General features: G+C 51.8%; 11 protein-coding genes and 1 tRNA gene. 6 read left to right on the forward strand and 6 right to left on the reverse strand.

Features of this window, described 5'->3' with window-relative positions; genetic code table 11:
- The first annotated feature begins 130 nt into the window (after positions 1–130).
- From hsdM to symE, 3 genes are all read left to right on the forward strand, one after another.
- Positions 131–1,720 (forward strand): type I restriction-modification system methyltransferase, encoded by a 1,590-nt coding sequence (gene hsdM, locus OGX83_RS02975; protein WP_286587329.1) that lies wholly within the window; start codon positions 131–133, stop codon positions 1,718–1,720.
- Positions 1,717–3,054, forward strand: coding sequence for a restriction endonuclease subunit S (locus OGX83_RS02980; RefSeq protein ID WP_286587331.1), 1,338 nt, complete (start codon positions 1,717–1,719; stop codon positions 3,052–3,054). Before hsdM ends, OGX83_RS02980 begins: the two co-directional genes overlap by 4 nt.
- A 350-nt stretch (positions 3,055–3,404) precedes the next feature.
- Positions 3,405–3,743 carry an endoribonuclease SymE gene (gene symE, locus OGX83_RS02985; RefSeq protein ID WP_048236218.1) on the forward strand — a complete coding sequence of 113 codons (339 nt, stop codon included), beginning with the start codon at positions 3,405–3,407 and terminating at the stop codon, positions 3,741–3,743.
- A gap of 39 nt (positions 3,744–3,782) precedes the next feature.
- On the opposite strand, the gene OGX83_RS02990 is transcribed toward symE, so the two are convergent.
- From OGX83_RS02990 to OGX83_RS03000, 3 genes are all read right to left on the reverse strand, one after another.
- Positions 3,783–10,103: a DEAD/DEAH box helicase family protein gene (locus OGX83_RS02990; protein WP_048236219.1), complete on the reverse strand. Its 6,321-nt coding sequence runs from the start codon at positions 10,101–10,103 to the stop codon at positions 3,783–3,785.
- 13 nt (positions 10,104–10,116) lie between these two features.
- Complete coding sequence (locus OGX83_RS02995; protein ID WP_284960827.1) at positions 10,117–13,416, reverse strand: STY4851/ECs_5259 family protein; 3,300 nt, start codon at positions 13,414–13,416, stop codon at positions 10,117–10,119.
- Between the two features lie 333 nt (positions 13,417–13,749).
- Positions 13,750–13,834: transfer RNA gene (locus OGX83_RS03000), tRNA-Leu, on the reverse strand.
- 220 nt (positions 13,835–14,054) lie between these two features.
- On the opposite strand from OGX83_RS03000, the gene ahr reads away from it, so the two are divergent.
- Together ahr and OGX83_RS03010 are read left to right on the forward strand one after the other, a co-directional pair.
- Positions 14,055–15,074 carry an NADPH-dependent aldehyde reductase Ahr gene (gene ahr, locus OGX83_RS03005; protein WP_286587334.1) on the forward strand — a complete coding sequence of 340 codons (1,020 nt, stop codon included), beginning with the start codon at positions 14,055–14,057 and terminating at the stop codon, positions 15,072–15,074.
- Between the two features lie 147 nt (positions 15,075–15,221).
- Positions 15,222–16,724: a helicase HerA-like C-terminal domain-containing protein gene (locus OGX83_RS03010; protein ID WP_032942201.1), complete on the forward strand. Its 1,503-nt coding sequence runs from the start codon at positions 15,222–15,224 to the stop codon at positions 16,722–16,724.
- A gap of 103 nt (positions 16,725–16,827) precedes the next feature.
- Here OGX83_RS03010 and lptG read toward each other — a convergent pair whose 3' ends face one another.
- The 3 genes from lptG to OGX83_RS03025 all read right to left on the reverse strand — a co-directional run bounded on the left by lptG (position 16,828) and on the right by OGX83_RS03025 (position 19,123).
- Complete coding sequence (gene lptG, locus OGX83_RS03015; RefSeq protein WP_008786067.1) at positions 16,828–17,910, reverse strand: LPS export ABC transporter permease LptG; 1,083 nt, start codon at positions 17,908–17,910, stop codon at positions 16,828–16,830.
- Positions 17,910–19,010: an LPS export ABC transporter permease LptF gene (lptF, locus tag OGX83_RS03020; RefSeq protein WP_008786065.1), complete on the reverse strand. Its 1,101-nt coding sequence runs from the start codon at positions 19,008–19,010 to the stop codon at positions 17,910–17,912. The genes lptG and lptF overlap by 1 nt, the downstream gene beginning before the upstream one ends.
- Before the next feature lie 62 nt (positions 19,011–19,072).
- Positions 19,073–19,123 (reverse strand): hypothetical protein, encoded by a 51-nt coding sequence (locus OGX83_RS03025; protein WP_212723231.1) that lies wholly within the window; start codon positions 19,121–19,123, stop codon positions 19,073–19,075.
- A gap of 153 nt (positions 19,124–19,276) precedes the next feature.
- Here OGX83_RS03025 and pepA point away from each other — a divergent pair, with 153 nt between their 5' ends.
- The gene (gene pepA / locus OGX83_RS03030; RefSeq protein WP_003025870.1) at positions 19,277–20,788 is read left to right on the forward strand and encodes a leucyl aminopeptidase; all 1,512 of its coding nucleotides are present in this window, start codon (positions 19,277–19,279) and stop codon (positions 20,786–20,788) included.
- Positions 20,789–20,849 lie beyond the last annotated feature (61 nt).

The raw sequence follows: 20,849 nt of genomic DNA on the forward strand, positions 1-20,849 counted from the left end.
TGGCGGCGATGCCTTATCCGGCCTACACGCAACCCTGTAGGCCTGATAAGCGAAGCGCCATCAGGCATCTGAAACGCTCAATCACTTTTGCGACCCACAATGGTGGTCGCCATGTCAAATGGGATCTTCAATGAACAATAACGATCTGGTCGCCAAGCTGTGGAAACTGTGCGACAACCTGCGCGACGGCGGCGTCTCCTATCAAAACTACGTCAATGAACTCGCCTCGCTGCTGTTTTTGAAAATGTGTAAAGAAACCGGCCAGGAAGCGGACTACCTGCCGGAAGGCTACCGCTGGGACGACCTGAAATCGCGCATTGGCCAGGAGCAGTTGCAGTTCTACCGTAACCTGCTGGTGCATCTGGGCGCGGACGAGAAAAAGCTGGTGCAGGCAGTGTTCCAGAACGTCAACACCACCATCACCCAGCCAAAGCAGCTGACCGAACTGGTCAGCAGTATGGACTCACTGGATTGGTACAACGGCGCTCACGGCAAGTCCCGCGATGACTTCGGCGATATGTACGAAGGGCTGCTGCAGAAGAACGCCAACGAAACCAAATCCGGCGCGGGCCAGTACTTCACCCCGCGTCCGCTGATTAAAACCATTATCCATCTGCTGAAGCCGCAACCGCGTGAAGTGGTGCAGGACCCGGCTGCAGGTACGGCGGGCTTTTTAATTGAAGCCGACCGTTACGTGAAGTCACAGACTCACGATCTGGATGACCTTGATGGCGACACCCAGGATTTCCAGATCCACCGCGCGTTTATCGGCCTCGAACTGGTGCCCGGCACCCGTCGTCTGGCGCTGATGAACTGTCTGCTGCATGATATTGAAGGCAACCTCGACCACGGCGGCGCCATCCGTCTGGGCAACACGCTGGGCAGCGACGGCGAGAATTTACCGCAGGCCGATATTGTCGCCACCAACCCGCCGTTTGGCAGCGCCGCGGGCACCAACATCACCCGTACTTTCGTGCACCCGACCAGCAACAAACAGCTGTGCTTTATGCAGCATATTATCGAAACCCTGCGCCCCGGCGGCCGCGCGGCGGTGGTGGTGCCGGATAACGTGCTGTTTGAAGGCGGCAAGGGTACCGATATTCGTCGCGACCTGATGGACAAATGCCATCTGCACACCATCCTGCGTCTGCCGACCGGCATCTTTTACGCCCAGGGCGTCAAAACCAACGTACTGTTCTTTACCAAAGGCACGGTAGCCAATCCGCATCAGGATAAAAACTGCACCGATGACGTGTGGGTGTATGACCTGCGAACCAATATGCCGAGCTTCGGCAAGCGCACGCCGTTTACCGAGCAGCACCTGCAGCCGTTTGAAACCGTCTACGGCGAAGATCCGCACGGCTTAAGCCCGCGTACCGAAGGCGAGTGGAGCTTTAACGCCGAAGAGAGCGAAGTCGCCGACAGCGAAGAGAACAAAAACACCGACCAACACCAGGCCACCAGCCGCTGGCGTAAGTTCAGCCGCGAATGGATCCGCACGGCCAAATCCGATTCGCTGGATATCTCCTGGCTGAAGGATAAAGACAGCATCGACGCCAACAGCCTGCCGGAACCGGACGTGTTAGCCGCAGAAGCGATGGGCGAGCTGGTGCAGGCGCTGGGCGAGCTGGATGCGCTAATGCGCGAGCTGGGCGCGGGGGATGAAGCGGATGCGCAGCGCCAGTTGCTGGATGAAGCGTTTGGTGAGGTGAAGGTATGAGTGGGGGGAAATTGCCGGAGGGGTGGGTAAACTCTAAATTTACAGACTTAATGGATGTTCAAGGTGGAACTCAACCGCCCAAATCTGAGTTTATTCCAGAAGCTCAGAACGGGTACATTCGCTTATTACAAATCAGGGATTTCGGTAAAAAACCTGTTCCAACATATATTCCTGAAACGAAAAAATTAAAAACATGTCGTGAAGAGGATTTATTAATAGGTCGCTATGGTGCCTCTCTTGGGAGAATATGCACGGGACATGCCGGAGCATACAATGTTGCTCTTGCAAAAGTAATCTACCCTCATGAGTTCGAAAGATCATTCATTCGGTACTACCTTGAGTCTGAGATATTTCAATTTCCTCTAAGACTGCTATCTCGCTCTGCTCAAAATGGATTTAATAAAGAAGATCTTAGTAGATTCGATTTTCTACTTGCACCTCTTGCCGAACAAAAAATCCTCGCCGAAAAACTCGATACGCTACTGGCGCAGGTGGACAGCACCAAAACACGTCTTGAGCAAATCCCGCAAATCCTGAAACGTTTTCGTCAGGCGGTGCTAGCTGCAGTAGTAAATGGGAAATCAGTAAATACCGATATTGATGAAAACATTTTAACAACTCTCGGGAATATCGCTAAGAATATAAAATATGGAACATCTAAGAAGTGTTCTGAAACGCAGGGAAGTACAGCCGTATTGCGAATCCCTAACATCGGACCTGGTTATATAATTAACAGCAATCTTAAATATGCCGATTTTGATCAGAAGGAATTAGTAACTCTAACGTTGAAAGAGGGGGATTTACTTTTAATCCGGTCCAATGGTAGTGTCGATCTGGTCGGCAAGGTCGCAGTAATTTCGGAAAATGATACAGAATATTTATATGCAGGATATCTCATCCGAGTAAGACTGAATAAGGAAAGAGCTGCGCCCAAGTATATTTCTTATTGCCTGCAAAGTCCCCAATTACGACAAGTAATTGAGAATATTGCACGTTCAACCTCTGGGGTGAATAACATAAATAGCAAAGAACTGGCCTCTCTAGAAATACCACTACCACCACTCCCAGAACAACACGAAATCGTCCGCAGCGTCGAACAACTCTTCGCCTACGCCGACACCATCGAAAAACAGGTCAACAGCGCCCTGACCCGCGTCAACAGCCTCACCCAGTCGATCCTGGCAAAAGCCTTCCGCGGCGAGCTGACCGCCCAGTGGCGTGCTGAAAACCCGGATCTGATCAGCGGTGAAAACAGCGCCGCCGCGTTGCTGGAAAAAATTAAGGCCGAACGCGCCGCCAGCGGCGGTAAAAAAACCTCGCGTAAAAAAGCCTGATACTTATTTCAAGCGCACCTGACCGGTGCGCTTTTTTACACTTCATCCTTCAAGTTGCCTCGGCGTTGGCAGCGTTCGCTCACCCCAGTCACGTATTTATATACGCTCCTGGGGACTCGTTCTCTTGCCGCCTTGATGCAACTCGAATGATTTTGTGTATATTATTTTCCCGCAATCATAACCATCAAAAATATATCCAGTTTATTCCTGAACATTCCCATTACAGTCTATTTTCAGCTGGACTTTTCTTTTATTTACTGATGATATGTACAGGTATTTAGCGCGATATGGCCGTGCGGGAACACGGCCATATCGCTCATCACAATCACTATTTATCAGGAATAGCCATTATGACTACCGAGCATTCTATTGCAGATCCGTGCGATCCAGAAGTCCTGCCCGCAAATAACCGTATGGGTACTGTCAGTTATGCGAGTCGTTATCCGGATTACACCCATGTTCCGTCGATTATTATGAAAGGCCAGTGGCTGGCCGCCGCCGGTTTTACCACCGGTACCAGATTCGATGTCAAAGTGATGGCTGGCTGTATCGTGTTAACGGCAACGCTACCGCAGCCGGAAGAGCCCGCCTTGCTACAGTCGCTGCGTCGGGTCTGTAAGCTGTCCGCCCGTAAGCAGCGGCAGGTACAGGAATTTATCGACGTGATTACCGGTAAACGTACCACCTGACGCACACCGCTCCCGACAGCGAGTCGGGAGCGGTGTCCCTTACGCTGCCATCACCTCCACCAGCACATCCGTTGCCCAGCTTTCTTCGCTGTTAAGCACCTTGCCATCCTGACAGGCCAGCGCCATATTGCCTAACTGAAAGGAAACGTCATCGCTGAAGTCAAAGTAATACCATTTCGATGCAAAGTTGATACGCCAGTAGCCCATCCCCTGATCAAAACGAATCTTTAATACCTGACCATTCTCAAATGTCACCGTCAGTTTACGATGGTGGGGAATGTCGCGCAGCGAATCGAATACTCTTAGCGCTACCGCCCTGCCCATTGCCGCGGCAAACCACTGGTCGGCGAAATCCTGAAAATCCGCGTCGCTCATCCAGTCATGGAAAGGCCGGTTACCGGCGCGATCTTTAGGTTTGAATAATGTATCAATCGCCACCTTAGCTTCCTCAGTCAGTAACGGCTTCAGCGGTTTCAATAACGCCGCCAGCAGCACCAGCGCAACCGGGTTTTGCAGATAGCGATCGGTATAGTGAACGCCGATGATCCGCTGATTTTTCATCAGCGACTGCGCCTCTTCATGGTCGTTAAACAGCACGTCCCAGAAGCGTTGTCCGAACAACGAAAGCGGGCCGTTCAGCTCTTTATGGATCGCAATATCTTTGACGCGTTCAACCGCGCTCGTGGCTTTCCCCGGCAGAACAAACTCGTTCAGTTTTACCGTTTTATAGCCGAGGCTGCGAACAACCAGTTCGTCATTCAGATGCCAGCCCGGTCCAGGGATCGTTGCCTGCTGGCTGCGTGAAGCCAGCGTCATGACCCGATCGGCAAAGGCGATTTGTGCCACAATCGGCAGGTCCGGAGCCTGTTCGCTATGACACAACCGTACACCCAGAGCAGTAAACTGCGAAAGCTCGTGCATCAGTTCAGGGTCATCGACGCCTGCCGGGATGACGAGATCAACCGCAACGTTATCTTTTACCCGGTAGTTCTGAATAGCCGCCCGGAATTGGCGGGCATAGAGATCCCACTCATTGAGCGGCCCGTTCATCCACAGCGTGAGTTTTTCAGCTCCTTCGTTAATCGCCCGGCGAAGGGTGTCGCTAATGGCTCCCGGGCAGTAGCGGGCATCCGGCAGCGAGAATGTCTCCGTATCCGGCAAACCAACATAGTAGACGAAGTCATCCCCAAGCCAGGCCAGTGCCGCTTTTCGGTCCAGTAAATCGTGATCGTGGCGAGTCTGGGAGTCGAGCAGGCATTCACTGCAGGAGGTATCACAATGATGACACCCTAGCTGTTTGACCATTCCCTGCAGAATAGACTCAATATGCAATGGCGCACTGGAGGCAAAACCAGCCCCACCACTGATCACATCATACAGCTGAACGGCTAATACCGATTGCCCGTCCTCCAACCGGACCGGACGCACAGCGTAGCCCAGCTCTGCGGCAGAGATACCCAGAACACCCGCCAGCGCCTGACGCAGCGCAACTGCAAGGGTCATGGCGACAACCCGCCCCTCTTCAGTGTTATCCGGCAGATATTCACCGTTTTGCGGCTTGCGTAGTACCATTTCAAAGACATCCGTTCGCGCCAAAGCCCCCAGCGTGACGTTCTTCATAAGCGCCGTCGAACCGGGACAAATTAGACGTTGATTCTGGCTATCGCGATCCGATTTTCCCGGGCGCGGTGGGTAGTGTGCTTCCATACTCTTCGGTGCGTCGTTAGCATTCAACATCGACTCTGCACGACCACAGCTCAGACATAACGCGTAACCATGCCCACCTTCTCCCAGGCTTTGCTGGAAGACATGCCCGTCAGCACCAGAGGTCATATATCCCATTATTGGGTTAGGCAACGGCATTGGTTCGGCTTTAACAAATACCCATGCAGGGACCACCGGGATGAATTTCATGGTTTCAATATTGTTGGTCACCGGTGCATGCGCATCGGTCACAAATCCGGCAGGCTGCAGCACCTGACGGCGATTTTCAGTGATAATTTTTTCACCACACGCGCTGTTGGTGCAATAGAGCGTCCCGGAGTTGCTCATCCCCTCTTTATAGCCAATCGTACCGCATTTGTGGCAGCGCCAGGCGCAATCCAGACGCTGGGCCTCATTGGTATCAGCGTTAATATTGTGCCAGTGCAGCGAGACACCGGCGGAGCGGAAGACCCGACCATCAAGAATGATCTCTGCGCCTGGCGCATATTCCCGGATGGCGACTCCCAGGTTTCGGGAGGGCAGCCCTTTGTAGCGTGACACGTTATCTTCGCGATCTTTTTTATCCCGGCTTTTCCGCGATTTTTCACGGATATAGTCCTCCATAGTGAAGTTATCAAACGTCACCACATCCGTCGGGAAGCCATAACCAGGCAGGAAGGTTCTGGCTGCCAGATCGCGCAACAAATACTCGCCACAGTGCCGTTTTTTCTCCAGTTCGATACGCTTGCGATAAGGCGTTTGCGGCTGTGATTCGCGCTCTTGAGCCACAAGATCGCGATAGACGGAAAGCCATCGCTGTTGCAGGAAAGTAATCGCGTTAATGGTTTTATCCCGCAGCAGGTCGGGTCTGGCTCCATGCAGCGCCGTACCTTTCACCAGCCGTTCCAGCGCCGCGTCGATATCAAGAACCGGGCGCTCCAGCCAGACTTTAAAGCGCTCACATTTTGACTGCCCGTCGTCCTCACCAAAAAACCAGAGACTGTCGAGGCTGGTTTTTTCTTTCTCCGTTTCACCAATAACGTTGCATAAGAAGTCGGACAGTAATAAGGCATTGACGTGGCGTTGTACCAGCCGGGCAGAATTCATCGCCACCATCGGGGCCGGGATCATGGTTTCAAACGGCCACAGCGGATTGGCAAAAACCTGCTGGTCATGCGGGTTCCCTTTACATAGCGTATAAGAGATCGCTCGCGATTCCTTACTACGCCCGGCCCGCCCTGCACGCTGTAAATAGTTGGCCGGATGCGGCGGTACGTTGTTCATCACCACGGCAGTAATACCGCCAATATCAACCCCCATTTCCATGGTGGTAGAACAGTTGAGAACATTCAGTTGCCCATTCTTGAACATCTTTTCGTAGCTTTGCAGACGTTCCGATGATTGCTGGGCTGAGTGCTCAGCCGTGCGGTAATAGAAGCCTCCTTCCACAACACGATCGTTGATATCCGTCCAGACGTTTTCCGAACGTAATTGCGCGATCAGCGGCTCCTTGCTGACCCAGTCACGTACTTTCGCCAGACCTGCCGCGTAGTCTTCTTGCGAACGGTCCAGCTTCCAGATTTCCGGCATGGTGACCTTTTGCGCGATAAACGTGTCGAACTGCACCTGGCTAAGATGTTCAAACGAAATATGGGTTGGCAGATAAGGGGTTAAGCCTTTAAAGGTGGTATCCAGAATTTTATTGGTTACCGGGCAAATCCAGCCATCCGTGATTAAAGAAAAAGTCAGGTGCTCTTTTGGCAGATAGAAACGGTTACCATCAGGCTTCAGTACGGCAAGTGGCCCGGTAAGTTGATTCCATGCTTCTTTCAGCCACGCGTTGATAATATCAATCGTCGCCGTATTTGCTGTTTTGAAACCCGCTCCCAGCATCAACAACTTCACTAAACGATGGGATAAGTTGCCATTACGGATTTGCGGCCAGCGTTTGTTCTGATTATCTTCAGGATCTTTCGTTTCCGGGTTACGGACGAATTTCGATGAAAAACGACTACCAATCCAGTTTTTCAATTCATCGTCCAGTTGCGTGAAGTTGCTTTCACGAACGTATAAATCCAGCGTAACCTTAAGAAAATCCTGCCAGTCGCCCTCCGTCAGCCCTTTTTCATGCCAGTGCACCGGGAGTTTAATTATTTTCTCCAGCCCCTGATAACCAACCTGGACTAGCCCTTGCGTTTCCAGACTGTTAGTTCGTTTAGGGCGACGCATGAACTCCCGGAAAAGCAACATTTCTGAAAGCTTCAGCGGGCCTCCGTTTTCATTGAAAATCTCAGGCTTCAGATAGTGGTTATATTGTAGAATCGGACCGCGAATATCAGCCTTCTCTTTAAGTTCATTAACCATTTCCGTCCAGGTCCGGGACAGCAGAACAGTTGCTGCTTTGCCACCGGTCGCAACCTGAATAGCCTGTTCAAGCTGTTCAGCTTGCGCTTCTGCCAGTTTTGCTTGTTCCGGCATTCCCCAGCTTCTATATTCTTCTGCCTCATTTCGGGCCTGTTTTGCCCTCGCGGATAACTTTTCAAGATCGGCACTGGCATTCGGTGTGACAGTAGTCTGCGTTCGTTGATGCCAGCTCAGGATTTCCACCACGCTGCCGCGTAAACGACTGCGCTCAGCTTCCTGCTGCATGCGCACCGCCATTCGGGCCGTTCCTTGCCGGCTATCGGTAAAGGTAATCAGTCGACGGCCTCGACCTGGTAGCGAATCAGGTCCGACGCCCTCTTTTCCTTCTTCACTAATAAAGTCCTGACAATACTCCAGAACGGTGGGCACAATGTTGGTGACATAAAATGGCCCCCCCAATAAAGCGCGACGGAAGGGTTGTTTCCCGCTCGTCCCTCTGTAGCCACAGCCACTGGCGCTGCAAACTTGCTCAATATCATTAATAACTAACGGGATACTGTCATTACTACCCACGCCAATACGACGCGTCTGGCGATCCAGCCTTTGGATGGTATACCCCATCTCACTGGTCTTTTCTGCGGCAATAATAAGCGGGGGCTGGAAAGTACTCTCTTTCTCGACTTTATCTTCTACGCCGTCATATTCAACATGCGTATCATCCTGCAACGAGAACTCATCGCCGCCTTTATTTTCCCATTGGACCAGTTTGCCCTTTTTGTCCCGCGCCAAAAGATGTGGCTCGTTACATTCATTACAGAATGCCAGTTCGTAGATCGGGCTTCCGCAGTCACAATTTTGCCGTTGATTCACATACACATAGCCAAAGGGCCAGCCCTTTTCCAGCGGAGTGCCGTGCTTTTTTCTGCACTCTTTATCAACGCAAGCCCACACACCCTGGGTGTTGCGCTGGAAGATATGCGCTCTTACCTTCAGAAATGCCGGATCTTTAGTATTAGGTTGAGTGCCGGAGCAAACATCGATCCAGCGCAGCACATCCTGCTGGCTATAATGTTGCCTGGTCAGCGTATTCAACCGCTGCGTCATCGTATCCAGCTTCATTGGATCCGGCTGAGTGACTAACATCTCACGCAAGTAATGCGCTTCAGGTGAATGTGTAAGTGCCTCAAAGCGCTCTGGGCTTACGCCCTTCATGTCTGTATCAGGGATTTGCTCAATTTCTTCTAACGGAATATAAACGTGTTTGCACGGTTCTAGTTTCGGAATCACCCGGGTTCCGTCCAGTACGTCAATACGCTCCTGCGGTATACCGGATAATTCAGAGAGGAATTTTTTCAGCTGTTTTTCGGCATCGCCTCCGGCAATAGTTGCAGATGTTGCCACGAAACGCACATCATCGGGCGTCACGCCAAATGCCGTCATCACGCGACGTAACTGTAGCGCCAGTTCAGCGGCCTGCGAACCGACATAGGTATGCGCTTCATCCAGTACTATCCAACGTAGTGACTTTTGTGCTTTGGATTGCTGAATAATCGGGGCGTCGACTTGGCGTACCATCATATATTCCAGCATTGTGCCGTTGGTCACCAGAATCGGAGCAGGTTCTTCACGCATCTTTTCACGCGAGAGCACTTCATTCGGCCTTTTTATCTGCTCACTTTTTACCGCAGCGTGGAGATTTTCAGTATTACCGTTATAGAGGCAGTATCGGATCCCGGTGCCAAAACCTCGTGTCCATGCATCCAGGCGCTCACGCTGTGAATTAATCAGCGCGTTAAGTGGATAGAGGAAAAGGGCTCTGACACCAACCAGCGGATTGTTGCCATTTTCATGCAGTTCCCGGTAGAGATCTTCCAGCACCGGCACCATAAAACATTCCGTTTTGCCTGAACCCGTACCACTTGTCACCACCACGGAATGTTTCTCTTCCAGTAAAGCCTTCCAACTGGCCAGTTGGTGAGTGAAAGGTTTCCAGTCAGCACCAAAACGGTAGCGACCATTGTTCTGAGCATCAAGCGAATCAACAACGGCTTTACTTAGTAATGCCTTGCCTTCAGTCAGGCTGCGCATCGTGTTATTTGACTCTTTCCAGCCAAACATTTGCTGGAATACCGGTGCAGCAAGAAATGAGCCAGACTCCCCACAATCGGCGCCCATTTGCTGCGCGAGGTGTTCACGCAACTGCGGGTTTGTGACCCCCATGATACTCAGCGTTGCTTCTGTAGAACGAGACAACGATTGTTCAATAAGTGACGAAAAATAGCGTGTAGTCATTCTTATCCCTTTTTTATTTTTCGGTAACATTACACAATAAGCAGTACTGGAAAATGGCGTTAAACCATCGTGAGTCGAAATCTCTAACCTGCCTCAAAAAAAATACGGCACCGGGCTTATTTTCAAAAACACTGCCAAATGTTGTTTTTCCGCTTGCAACAGCAGCAGCAAATACGGGGAGCAAGGTAACGGAATATCGGTAACTGGCATCAGGTGAAATATCGATAACCGGATTTTGTTGCGACATATACCAACGGAAAAGGCCCGGACCACCAAATTCTGGCCAGCGAGATTCACCATGTTCGCGTAGAAGTTCCTGATACCACCCTTGGATAATACCTTTCATCACAAACTCCGGAAAAACCGGTGGTAATTTCCCTTGACTCAACCATAATTTCACCTCACTGGCATAAGTCGGGAACACTGTGCCCAGCTGCTGATACATTCTGTCCAGCAACTTTATCTGCATTTCCCCAGGCGCACCTTTATGAGTCAAAAAAGTACGAAAATGTGTGGCGGCACGTTTAACTTCTGTAATAGGTAAAAACTCCCAGAAAACAGGAAACTCGCTTTCAATACGGCTGAGATAATCAATGGACATTTCAAATTTGAATAGCGACATCGCCAACGCTTGCGGATGCTGAACAAGCGCCCGCCATACTTCAAAGGTAGCCAAAGGTAAATATCCAAACTGATCGTATAAATTGCGTAAAAACTGCCAGCCTGAATGTGCAGGGTCGTTCGCCATTTGTTCCAGAACTAACGTAATTGTATTTACATCCGACCGGGGATTAAAAAGCTGCGTTGCTTTTTGCAAGGACTGTATTGTTGTCGTGTCGCTTTGAATCACCGACTCGCCAGCAATGTAGCATGGCCGAAATGAAGCTTCTTCACCTTGTTTTGGCAACACCAGCCATGGGCCATTATTTTGTATTGTCGAACTTAATTCGAATTCCCCAACCGGTACACCTTCGCTCATTCTTGACATCAGCGGTATGGGTTTTCTCTCCGGTTCGCTGAGTAACATAATTACGGGCGAAGGGATCTGTCCTGTACGATTACTTATTGAGTTTGCGAAAAGAATCTGCCTTTCCCGATCATAGTCCAGACTATATTTGTAACGTCGAATCTGCCAGGTAAAAGAACTACCACCTCCTTCTATACGCATATCAACTATTTGATCAATTCCCTCTTCCAGTGAGAGTAAATTATCAATATGTTCCCTTAAGCTGTATAACGTAAGCTCTACCGGACTTTCTCCCGCACTATAGTGCCACTCATACCAAGCCTGCATTCCACTACGGGAATGTAAACGTAGTTCAAGCTGGTATCGCGTAGGCTCTCCATTTTTTCCGAAAAGGTATGCTCTGGCTCCCAGAAGATCGTTAATCGTTAAATTTTTAGGTAGAGGCTTCTCGTCTTTATCGAACGCAAGACAGCCTCGTGCAGGAAATGGTAACCAAATAACAATTGGGTCCGCAGTGAGGTTTGGCGTTATTTGTAATGAAATCGATGCAGGAGGTATCCCCTCCGCCTTCATCATTATTTCTGTACTACCAGGCAACCGCTCCCGTCCAACTTCAAGTGTTTTTTCCTTCAAACGATACAAACAAGGATGCTGAGTAGTAATAATGACCGAACCTTCGTTTGCCTGTTCTCCGTTTTTTATTTCCAGGCTAAAATCATTGGGGAGAATACCTATTTTCTTACGCAGTAAAGTTTCATTACTTTCGTTACGCACCGAAATAAACTGTGCTCCCATTCTCTCTTGCACATCGCAATCATCTATAAACGTACCGTTGAAAAAGCGTTTATAATGATGCTTTGAGAGATTCTCAGGATTTTTGGTAATTCCGGGAATACCAAGGAAGACTTCATCCGGGTAGCTTGTCCAATTCAATCGCTTTCCCTGGAAAGAAAATCCAGTCTGGATAATCTGCTCTCTTCCTGTCTTTATCCGGTACGTTTCGTCGCCTTCAATAATGATATCCTGCCGACCTTTGATAGTCAGAGTTCGGCAGCCCAAAGCCGAAAAGCTAGAGTCACAATCCTCATGTTCCGAAGCCAGACAGCCATCCTTTGGTAGTACGATAAGCACATGACTGCCACGCACGCTGCAAGAGGCTTGTCCCTGTAACAGCCATTCACTTTTATCAGAAACAAAAACCAATGGAACATCGCCAACGGCAACTTCACTACCTTCTAAAAGATTGGAGCCGACAAACATTCCCCCAGCTCTCGCCACAATAAACAAACTTACTGCGGGATTTCTTCGGCAAAATTTAATCTCGCGCTTACGAACTCTTATTTTTGCCTGGGAGTTACTTAACGTGGCGTAAGCAGGTCCCAGACTTGCGATTTCGTTACCATCTTCATAGATAGCAAGCTCGAAGCGCGTTGTTGAAGGCTCACTATCAATTGAAAAGCTCAGCTCCTCAGGCAGAGAAATAATAGCCTGGACGGCTTCAGGGTTATTTTCTGACCATAAAAACTGACAGAGAGTGGTTTTATTCTTTTGAATGCGGGGTTTTGATTCAGTAGAAGCTGTTCGTAAAAGTCCATTAAGGAAACTAGTACCCGTATCATCCTCTAGAGGAACAGGGAAACTGTCCCGCCACTTTGGATGAACACGCTCAAGTTCTTTTACGGGTTCGGTATGATTACTCAAATCATAAATTTGAACAAGAGATACTAACTGTTCAGCCATTCGACTAATAAGTTCAACTGAAGTATCCTCTTTGAAAACGACTGGCAGGGATGATTTTTCTACCGCTGCATGAACCAACGCGTACGTGGAAATGTTAGAGGATTTAGCCTGATCGTATTGGTTTAAAATGAGAGAAAACATTGACTGAAAACGGCTATCAGATTCCTTCAGCAACCTGAAAGGTAAACCGCCTTCACTGAATAAGGACCCTAAAAAATTCCGCCTTTCAGTATCATAGAACCGCACTGGGCGTCCCCAGTACCCATCCAGACCTTTAGGGATTATATTCCCCATTTCAGAAGAAGGTAGCAATATACCAAGAGTTTTATAAATAGGTTCCCACGTCCATCCACAATCTCGCTCGTAATCCCTTCTGTACCACTCAGAGCAGAACAAAGTGAAGCAGGCTGCATACCCTTTATCACTTTTGTAACCATCGGGTAGCCCTATAGCTCGCAACAGCCGTTTCAATTCATCATATTCATCACACGTTGCGTGATATTCATATAACGGGCGATGATCTGGTTGCTTCAATCCTCTACGAGCGAGGAATTTATCTAGCCACGGGGTACATTTTAGGATCGACGTGTATTCTGACTGATTCAAAGCATGCTCCTTGCAAATTGACTGCGTAAACAGACTGATCCGACAGGAATAATTCATAAAAATAGCTAGCAAAACAGATAATAATATTACCCCTCACAAAGATGATCATCTATTAGCATTTTAAAACGCGAAGTTAGTCACAATAAAAATAGACCTGTAAATTTAATACACTTCAGAATCAATAAATTAAACATACTTAATTAGTGTAATTAATTCAACAGGATGAAGCACCTATGATTTGTTGCTTTGTCAGAGGGATATATAAGCTGAGTATATGATTCGGAAAAAATGACACAAAAAAAGCCACCCTTAGGTAGCTTAATCTTGCATTATTGGTGCCGAAGGCCGGACTCGAACCGGCACGTATTTCTACGGTTGATTTTGAATCAACTGCGTCTACCGATTTCGCCACTCCGGCACGGAAGGGATGCGGAAAACGTTGTGGATTATACCTGTCATGCGCCACCATGCAAGCGCCAGCGTGTGTCTGGCTCGCTAAGTGTTGAAAATTTCAGCATTACCTTTCTTAGCTGTAACCATCATCACAGTTTGCCCCCTCCTTAATCCCCCCTTCTGCGAAGCGTCCCGTTTCCCCATGCTCTACACTTCCAGTTCAACACCACACTGAGGGAAACACGATGTCGATGATAAAAAGCTACGCTGCAAAAGCGGCGGGCAGCGAACTCGAACTCTATGAATATGATGCGGGCGAGCTTAAGCCGGAAGATGTCGAAGTCCAGGTCGATTACTGCGGTATCTGCCATTCTGATTTGTCGATGATAGACAACGAATGGGGATTCTCTCAGTATCCGCTGGTTGCCGGGCATGAGGTGATTGGTCGCGTGGCGGCGCTCGGCAGCGCGGCGCAGGATAAAGGTCTGAAGGTTGGTCAGCGCGTCGGCGTTGGCTGGACGGCGCGCAGCTGCGGGCACTGCGACGCCTGTATCAGCGGTAATCAGATCAACTGCCTTGAAGGGTCTGTTCCCACAATTCTTAATCGCGGCGGCTTCGCCGAGAAGCTGCGGGCCGACTGGCAGTGGGTAATCCCTCTACCGGAGAGTATCGATCTGGCGGCCGCTGGCCCATTACTGTGCGGCGGCATCACGGTGTTCAAACCGCTGCTGATGCACCATATCACCGCCACCAGCCGCGTCGGGGTGATCGGCATCGGCGGCCTGGGGCATATCGCCATTAAGCTGTTACACGCGATGGGTTGCGAAGTGACCGCGTTCAGCTCCAATCCGGCGAAAGAGCAGGAAGTGCTGGCAATGGGGGCGGATAAGGTCGTCAACAGCCGCGATCCGGATGTGCTAAAAGCGCTGGCGGGCCAGTTCGATCTCATTATTAACACGGTTAACGTCGATCTCGACTGGCAGCCCTATTTTGAAGCGCTGGCCTACGGCGGTAACTTCCATACCGTCGGTGCGGTGCTGAAGCCGCTGCCGGTTCCGGCGTTCACCTTAATAGCCGGCGATCGCAGCATCTCCGGTTCGGCAACAGGTACGCCGTTCGAACTGCGCAAGCTGATGAAATTTGCCGGGCGCAGCAAGGTGTCGCCCACCACCGAACTGTACCCGATGTCGCAAATTAACGAAGCAATCCAGCACGTGCGTGACGGTAAGGCCCGCTACCGCGTAGTGCTTAAAGCCGACTTCTGATCGTCTTTGCCGGGTGGCGTAAGCTTCCCGGCTATTCTCCCCGCTATTCCAGACAGGTTAAATTCTCCTCACAATCTCCGTAATTTAGCGGTGAAGAGTGCGTCACGGTTGCCTATACTCCAGGCAGGATAAATGGAGGAAATCTCAATGAGCGCACCCCTGCTAATTGCCCGCACGCCGGACACCGAACTGTTTTTACTGCCAGGCATGGCTAACCGTCATGGGCTGATTACCGGCGCGACCGGGACCGGTAAAACCGTCACGCTACAGAAGCTGGCCGAATCGCTGTCCGAGATTGGCGTGCCGGTATTTATGGCCGATGTGAAAGGTGACTTAACCGGCGTGGCCGAGGAAGGACAAGCCTCTGAAAAGCTGCTCGCCCGCCTGAAAAACATCGGCATTACCGACTGGCAACCGCATGCTAATCCGGTCACGGTGTGGGATATCTTCGGCGAAAAAGGTCATCCCGTGCGGGCCACGGTATCTGACCTCGGTCCGCTGCTGCTGGCCCGTCTGCTGAACCTCAACGACGTGCAGTCCGGCGTGCTGGATATTATCTTCCGTATTGCCGATGACCAGGGTCTGTTGCTGCTCGATTTCAAAGACCTGCGGGCTATCACCCAGTACATTGGCGATAACGCTAAATCCTTCCAGAATCAGTACGGCAATATCAGTAGCGCCTCGGTCGGGGCGATCCAGCGCGGGCTGCTATCGCTGGAGCAACAGGGCGCGGCACACTTCTTTGGCGAACCGATGCTGGACATCAAAGACTGGATGCGTACCGATGCCAACGGCAAAGGGATGATTAATATCCTCAGCGCCGAGAAGCTCTATCAGATGCCCAAACTGTACGCCGCCAGCCTGCTGTGGATGCTCTCCGAGCTGTACGAACAGCTGCCGGAAGCGGGCGATCTGGAGAAACCAAAACTGGTGTTCTTCTTCGATGAAGCGCACCTGCTGTTCAACGATGCTCCGCAGGTGCTGCTGGATAAAATCGAACAGGTGATCCGCCTGATCCGCTCGAAAGGGGTCGGCGTGTGGTTCGTCTCGCAAAACCCGTCGGATATTCCGGACAACGTGCTTGGTCAGTTGGGAAACCGTGTGCAACATGCCCTGCGCGCATTCACGCCGAAAGACCAGAAAGCGGTGAAAAGCGCGGCGCAAACCATGCGCGCCAACCCGGCATTTGATACCGAAAAAGCCATTCAGGAGCTGGGAACCGGTGAGGCGCTGGTGTCGTTTCTGGACGCCAAAGGCAGCCCGTCCGTGGTTGAACGGGCGATGGTGATTGCGCCATGCTCACGGATGGGACCGGTGACGGACGACGAGCGCAACGGGCTGATTAATCACTCTTCTCTGTACGGTAAATATGAAGAAGAGATCGACCGCGAGTCCGCCTATGAACGTTTACAGCAAGGCGTGCAGGCCAGTACCGAGCAGCAAAATACACCTCCCGCCAACGGTAAAGCTGTCGATGTGGATGGCGGTATTCTCGGTGGGTTGAAGGATATTCTGTTTGGCAGCACCGGACCGCGCGGCGGTAAGCGCGATGGCGTAGTGCAGAGCGTGGCGAAAAGCGCGGCGCGACAGGTTACCAATCAGATAATTCGCGGCATGTTGGGGAGTTTGATGGGCGGGAGAAAACGCTAGCCCCGTGTTACGTTGCCGGATGGCGGCGGAAACGCCTTATCCGGCCTACGGGTCCGGAGTAGGCCTGAAAAGCGCAACGCCATCAGGCCTACGATTACTGTGATTACGACTTACGTAGCATCAGCCACAGGCTAATCAGGAAGAAACTGGCGCTTGGCAGCAGCGCACCGATAATCGGCGGAATGCCGTACACCAGCGTCAGCGGGCCAAAGATTTGGTCCAGCACATAGAACACAAAGCCAAAGCTAATCCCTGTCACCACGCGCACGCCCATCGGGACGCTACGCAGCGGACCAAAGATAAACGACAGCGCCATCAGCATCATGACCGCCACCGACAGTGGCTGGAAGACTTTGCTCCACATATTGAGCTGGTAGCGTCCGGCATCCTGGCCGCTCGACTTCAGGTACTTCACGTAGTTATGCAGACCGCTAATCGACAGCGCATCAGGGTCCAACGCCACAACGCCGAGCTTGTCGGGTGTCAGGTTGGTTTTCCAGGTGCCGCTCACCGTTTGCGAGCCGGTGATTTGCTTCGGATCGGTCAGGTTGGATTCATCTACCTGCGACAAACGCCAGACCTTCTGCTCCGGGTCAAACGTCGCGCTCGCAGCGTAGCGTACAGACTGCAGACGGCGCTTGTCGTTAAACGAGTAGATGCTAATCCCGCCTAATTCGGCGTCGCCTTTCACCCGCTCGATGTAGACAAAGCTGTCACCGTCTTTCGCCCACAACCCCTGCTGAGTAGAGAGCAGCGAGCCGCCGTACATCTGCTGCGCACGGTAGTTACGCGCCATCTGTTCGCCTTGTGGCGCGACCCATTCGCCGATAGCCATCGTCAGCAGCACCAGCGGAATCGCGGTTTTCATCACCGACAACGCCACCTGCATGCGGGTAAAGCCGGAAGCCTGCATCACCACCAGTTCACTGCGCTGGGCCAGCATGCCCAACCCCAGCAATGCCCCCAGCAGCGCCGCCATCGGGAAGAAGATCTGAATATCTTTCGGCGCACTGAGCAGGGTATACAGCCCGGCGCCCATCGCATCGTAGCTCCCCTGCCCGGCTTTTTTCAGCTGGTCAACGAACTTGATGATCCCGGAGAGCGACACCAGCATGAACAGCGTCATCATGATGGTGGTGAAAATGGTTTTACCGATATAGCGGTCAAGTACACCAAAAGGCTGCATTATACCGCTCCTTTACGCATAAAACTGGCACGCAAGCGGCGCATCGGCACCGTATCCCAGAGGTTAAGCACAATCGCCAGCGCCAGATATGCCAGGTTAACCGTCCACATCCAGAACACTGGATCCAGCTTACCTTTACCGCCGTTCGACTTCAGCGACGTCTGAACCAGGAAGAACAGCAAATAGAGCAGCATTGCTGGCAGCATCGACAGCACGCGCCCCTGACGCGGGTTCACCACGCTCAGCGGTACGACCATCAGCGCCATCATAAATACGGTGAATACTAACGTGATACGCCAGGTCAGCTCCGCGCGGGCACGATCGGTGTCGGTCGTCCACAGCGTACGCATGTTCATCTGGTCGGTATCGTTTGGATCCAGCGCCACGGCCTGATGACCGATAATCGCCTGATAATCCTGGAAGTCGGTAATGCGGAAATCGCGCAGCAGCGCAGTACCTTCGAAGCGCGTCCCCTGGTTCAGCGTCACGACCTGAGAGCCATCACGCATCTGGGTAAGATGTCCGGAATCGGCTACGACGACCGAAGGACGAGCGTTGCCTTTCGGGCGGATTTGCGCGAGGAACACGTCTTTGAAATTGCTGCCGTCAACGCTTTCGATAAACAGCACCGAACTGCCGTTGGTCGCCTGCTGGAATTGCCCCTGAGCAAGCGCCGCCATACCGGGGTTCGCTTTCGCCTCCGCCAGGACTTCGTCCTGATGTCTGGAGGACCACGGCCCGGCCCACATCACGTTGACCGCCGCAATAATACTGGTAAACAGCGCCAGCACCATCGCCGCTTTCACGAGCACTGCCTTGCTCAGCCCGCAGGCGTGCATGACCGTAATTTCGCTTTCGGTATACAGTTTGCCCAGCGTCATCAACAGCCCGAGGAACAGGCTTAAGGGCAAGATAAGTTGCGCCATTTCTGGCACGCCCAGCCCCAGCAGCGAGAGCACCAGATTTGCCGGGATATCACCGTCAACCGCCGCACCAAGGATCCTGACCAACTTTTGACAAAAGAAGATCAAAAGCAGGATGAATAGGATCGCAAGTTGGCTTTTGAGCGTTTCCCGAACCAGATATCTTATGATTATCACTTTAAATACGCCCGTAAAAACCCGTCTTTTGCCGGAATTTAGCTTGTTTCATGGCTTAAACGTCATTTATTCTCTTGAGTCGTCGAAATCGTCGCTAAGATCATTATACTCAACGGATCCACCTCTCAGAAATTGTTCTGACGTGCCAATGCCGTAATAACGTTAAGATTAACACGAAGTCACCGCAACAGCGGGTATGAGTTACGAAAGCTTGCAATTCTATCCGTAGCCACCGCCGTTGTCTTTAAGATTCAGGAGCGTAGTGCATGGAGTTCAGTGTAAAAAGCGGTAGCCCGGAGAAACAGCGGAGTGCGTGCATCGTCGTGGGTGTCTTTGAACCACGCCGCCTCTCTCCGATTGCAGAGCAGCTCGACAAGATCAGCGACGGGTACATCAGCGCACTGCTGCGTCGCGGCGAACTGGAAGGCAAACCGGGTCAAACCCTGTTGCTGCACCATGTTCCTAACGTTCTGTCTGAGCGAATTCTCCTTATTGGGTGTGGCAAAGAGCGCGAACTTGATGAGCGCCAGTACAAGCAGGTCATTCAGAAAACCATCAATACCCTGAATGATACAGGCTCAATGGAAGCCGTCTGCTTTCTGACTGAGCTGCACGTCAAAGGGCGCAATAACTACTGGAAAGTGCGTCAGGCCGTTGAGACGGCACAGGAAACGCTGTACAGCTTTGATCAACTGAAGACCAACAAAAGCGAGCCACGTCGCCCGCTGCGTAAAATGGTCTTCAATGTGCCGACCCGCCGCGAGCTGACCAGCGGTGAGCGTGCGATCCAACACGGTCTGGCGATCGCCGCCGGCATTAAAGCGGCAAAAGATCTTGGCAACATGCCGCCGAACATCTGTAACGCCGCCTACCTGGCCTCTCAGGCGCGCCAGCTGGCAGACAGCTACAGCAAAAATGTTGTGACCCGCGTAATCGGCGAGCAGCAGATGAAAGAGCTGGGCATGCACTCTTATCTGGCCGTCGGTCACGGCTCGCAGAACGAGTCGCTGATGTCGGTCATCGAGTACAAAGGCAATCCGTCCGAAGACGCGCGTCCGATTGTGCTGGTCGGTAAAGGATTAACCTTTGACTCCGGCGGTATCTCCATCAAACCAGCCGAAGGCATGGATGAGATGAAATACGACATGTGCGGCGCGGCAGCGGTATACGGCGTGATGCGCATGGTGGCCGAGCTTCAGCTCCCCATCAACGTTGTCGGTGTGCTGGCGGGCTGTGAAAACATGCCGGGTGGCCGCGCGTATCGCCCAGGCGACGTGCTGACCACGATGTCTGGACAGACCGTTGAAGTGCTCAATACGGATGCCGAAGGCCGTCTGGTGCTGTGCGACGTGTTAACCTACGTCGAGCGCTTTGAGCCAGAAGCGGTGATTGACGTCGCGACCCTGACCGGCGCGTGCGTGATTGCGCTGGGCCATCACATCACCGGCCTGATGTCGAACCACAACCCGCTGGCGCATGAGCTGATCGGTGCGTCCGAGCAGGCTGGTGACCGCGCGTGGCGTTTGCCGCTGGGTGATGAATACCAGGAGCAGTTAGAGTCCAACTTTGCGGATATGGCGAACATCGGCGGACGTCCTGGCGGTGCCATTACCGCGGGCTGCTTCCTGTCACGCTTTACCCGTAAGTACAACTGGGCGCACCTGGATATCGCTGGTACCGCATGGCGTTCAGGGAAAGCCAAAGGCGCAACCGGTCGTCCGGTCGCGCTGCTGTCGCAGTTCCTGCTCAATCGTGCCGGTTTTAACGGCGAAGAGTGATGTAAAACGCCGGGTGGCGGCTTCGCCTTACCCGGCCTACAACGTCACTCAACCGTAGGCC

Source organism: Citrobacter sp. Cpo074 (assembly GCF_030332745.1).
GTDB lineage: Bacteria > Pseudomonadota > Gammaproteobacteria > Enterobacterales > Enterobacteriaceae > Citrobacter > Citrobacter portucalensis.

Excerpts from the sequence above, each read along its gene's own strand:
- hsdM (WP_286587329.1), top strand. The coding sequence starts at position 131 with ATGAACAATAACGATCTGGTCGCCAAGCTGTGGAAACTGTGCGACAAC.
- OGX83_RS02980 (WP_286587331.1), top strand. The coding sequence starts at position 1,717 with ATGAGTGGGGGGAAATTGCCGGAGGGGTGGGTAAACTCTAAATTTACA.
- symE (WP_048236218.1), top strand. The coding sequence starts at position 3,405 with ATGACTACCGAGCATTCTATTGCAGATCCGTGCGATCCAGAAGTCCTG.
- OGX83_RS02990 (WP_048236219.1), bottom strand. The coding sequence starts at position 10,103 with ATGACTACACGCTATTTTTCGTCACTTATTGAACAATCGTTGTCTCGT.
- ahr (WP_286587334.1), top strand. The coding sequence starts at position 14,055 with ATGTCGATGATAAAAAGCTACGCTGCAAAAGCGGCGGGCAGCGAACTC.
- OGX83_RS03010 (WP_032942201.1), top strand. The coding sequence starts at position 15,222 with ATGAGCGCACCCCTGCTAATTGCCCGCACGCCGGACACCGAACTGTTT.
- lptG (WP_008786067.1), bottom strand. The coding sequence starts at position 17,910 with ATGCAGCCTTTTGGTGTACTTGACCGCTATATCGGTAAAACCATTTTC.
- pepA (WP_003025870.1), top strand. The coding sequence starts at position 19,277 with ATGGAGTTCAGTGTAAAAAGCGGTAGCCCGGAGAAACAGCGGAGTGCG.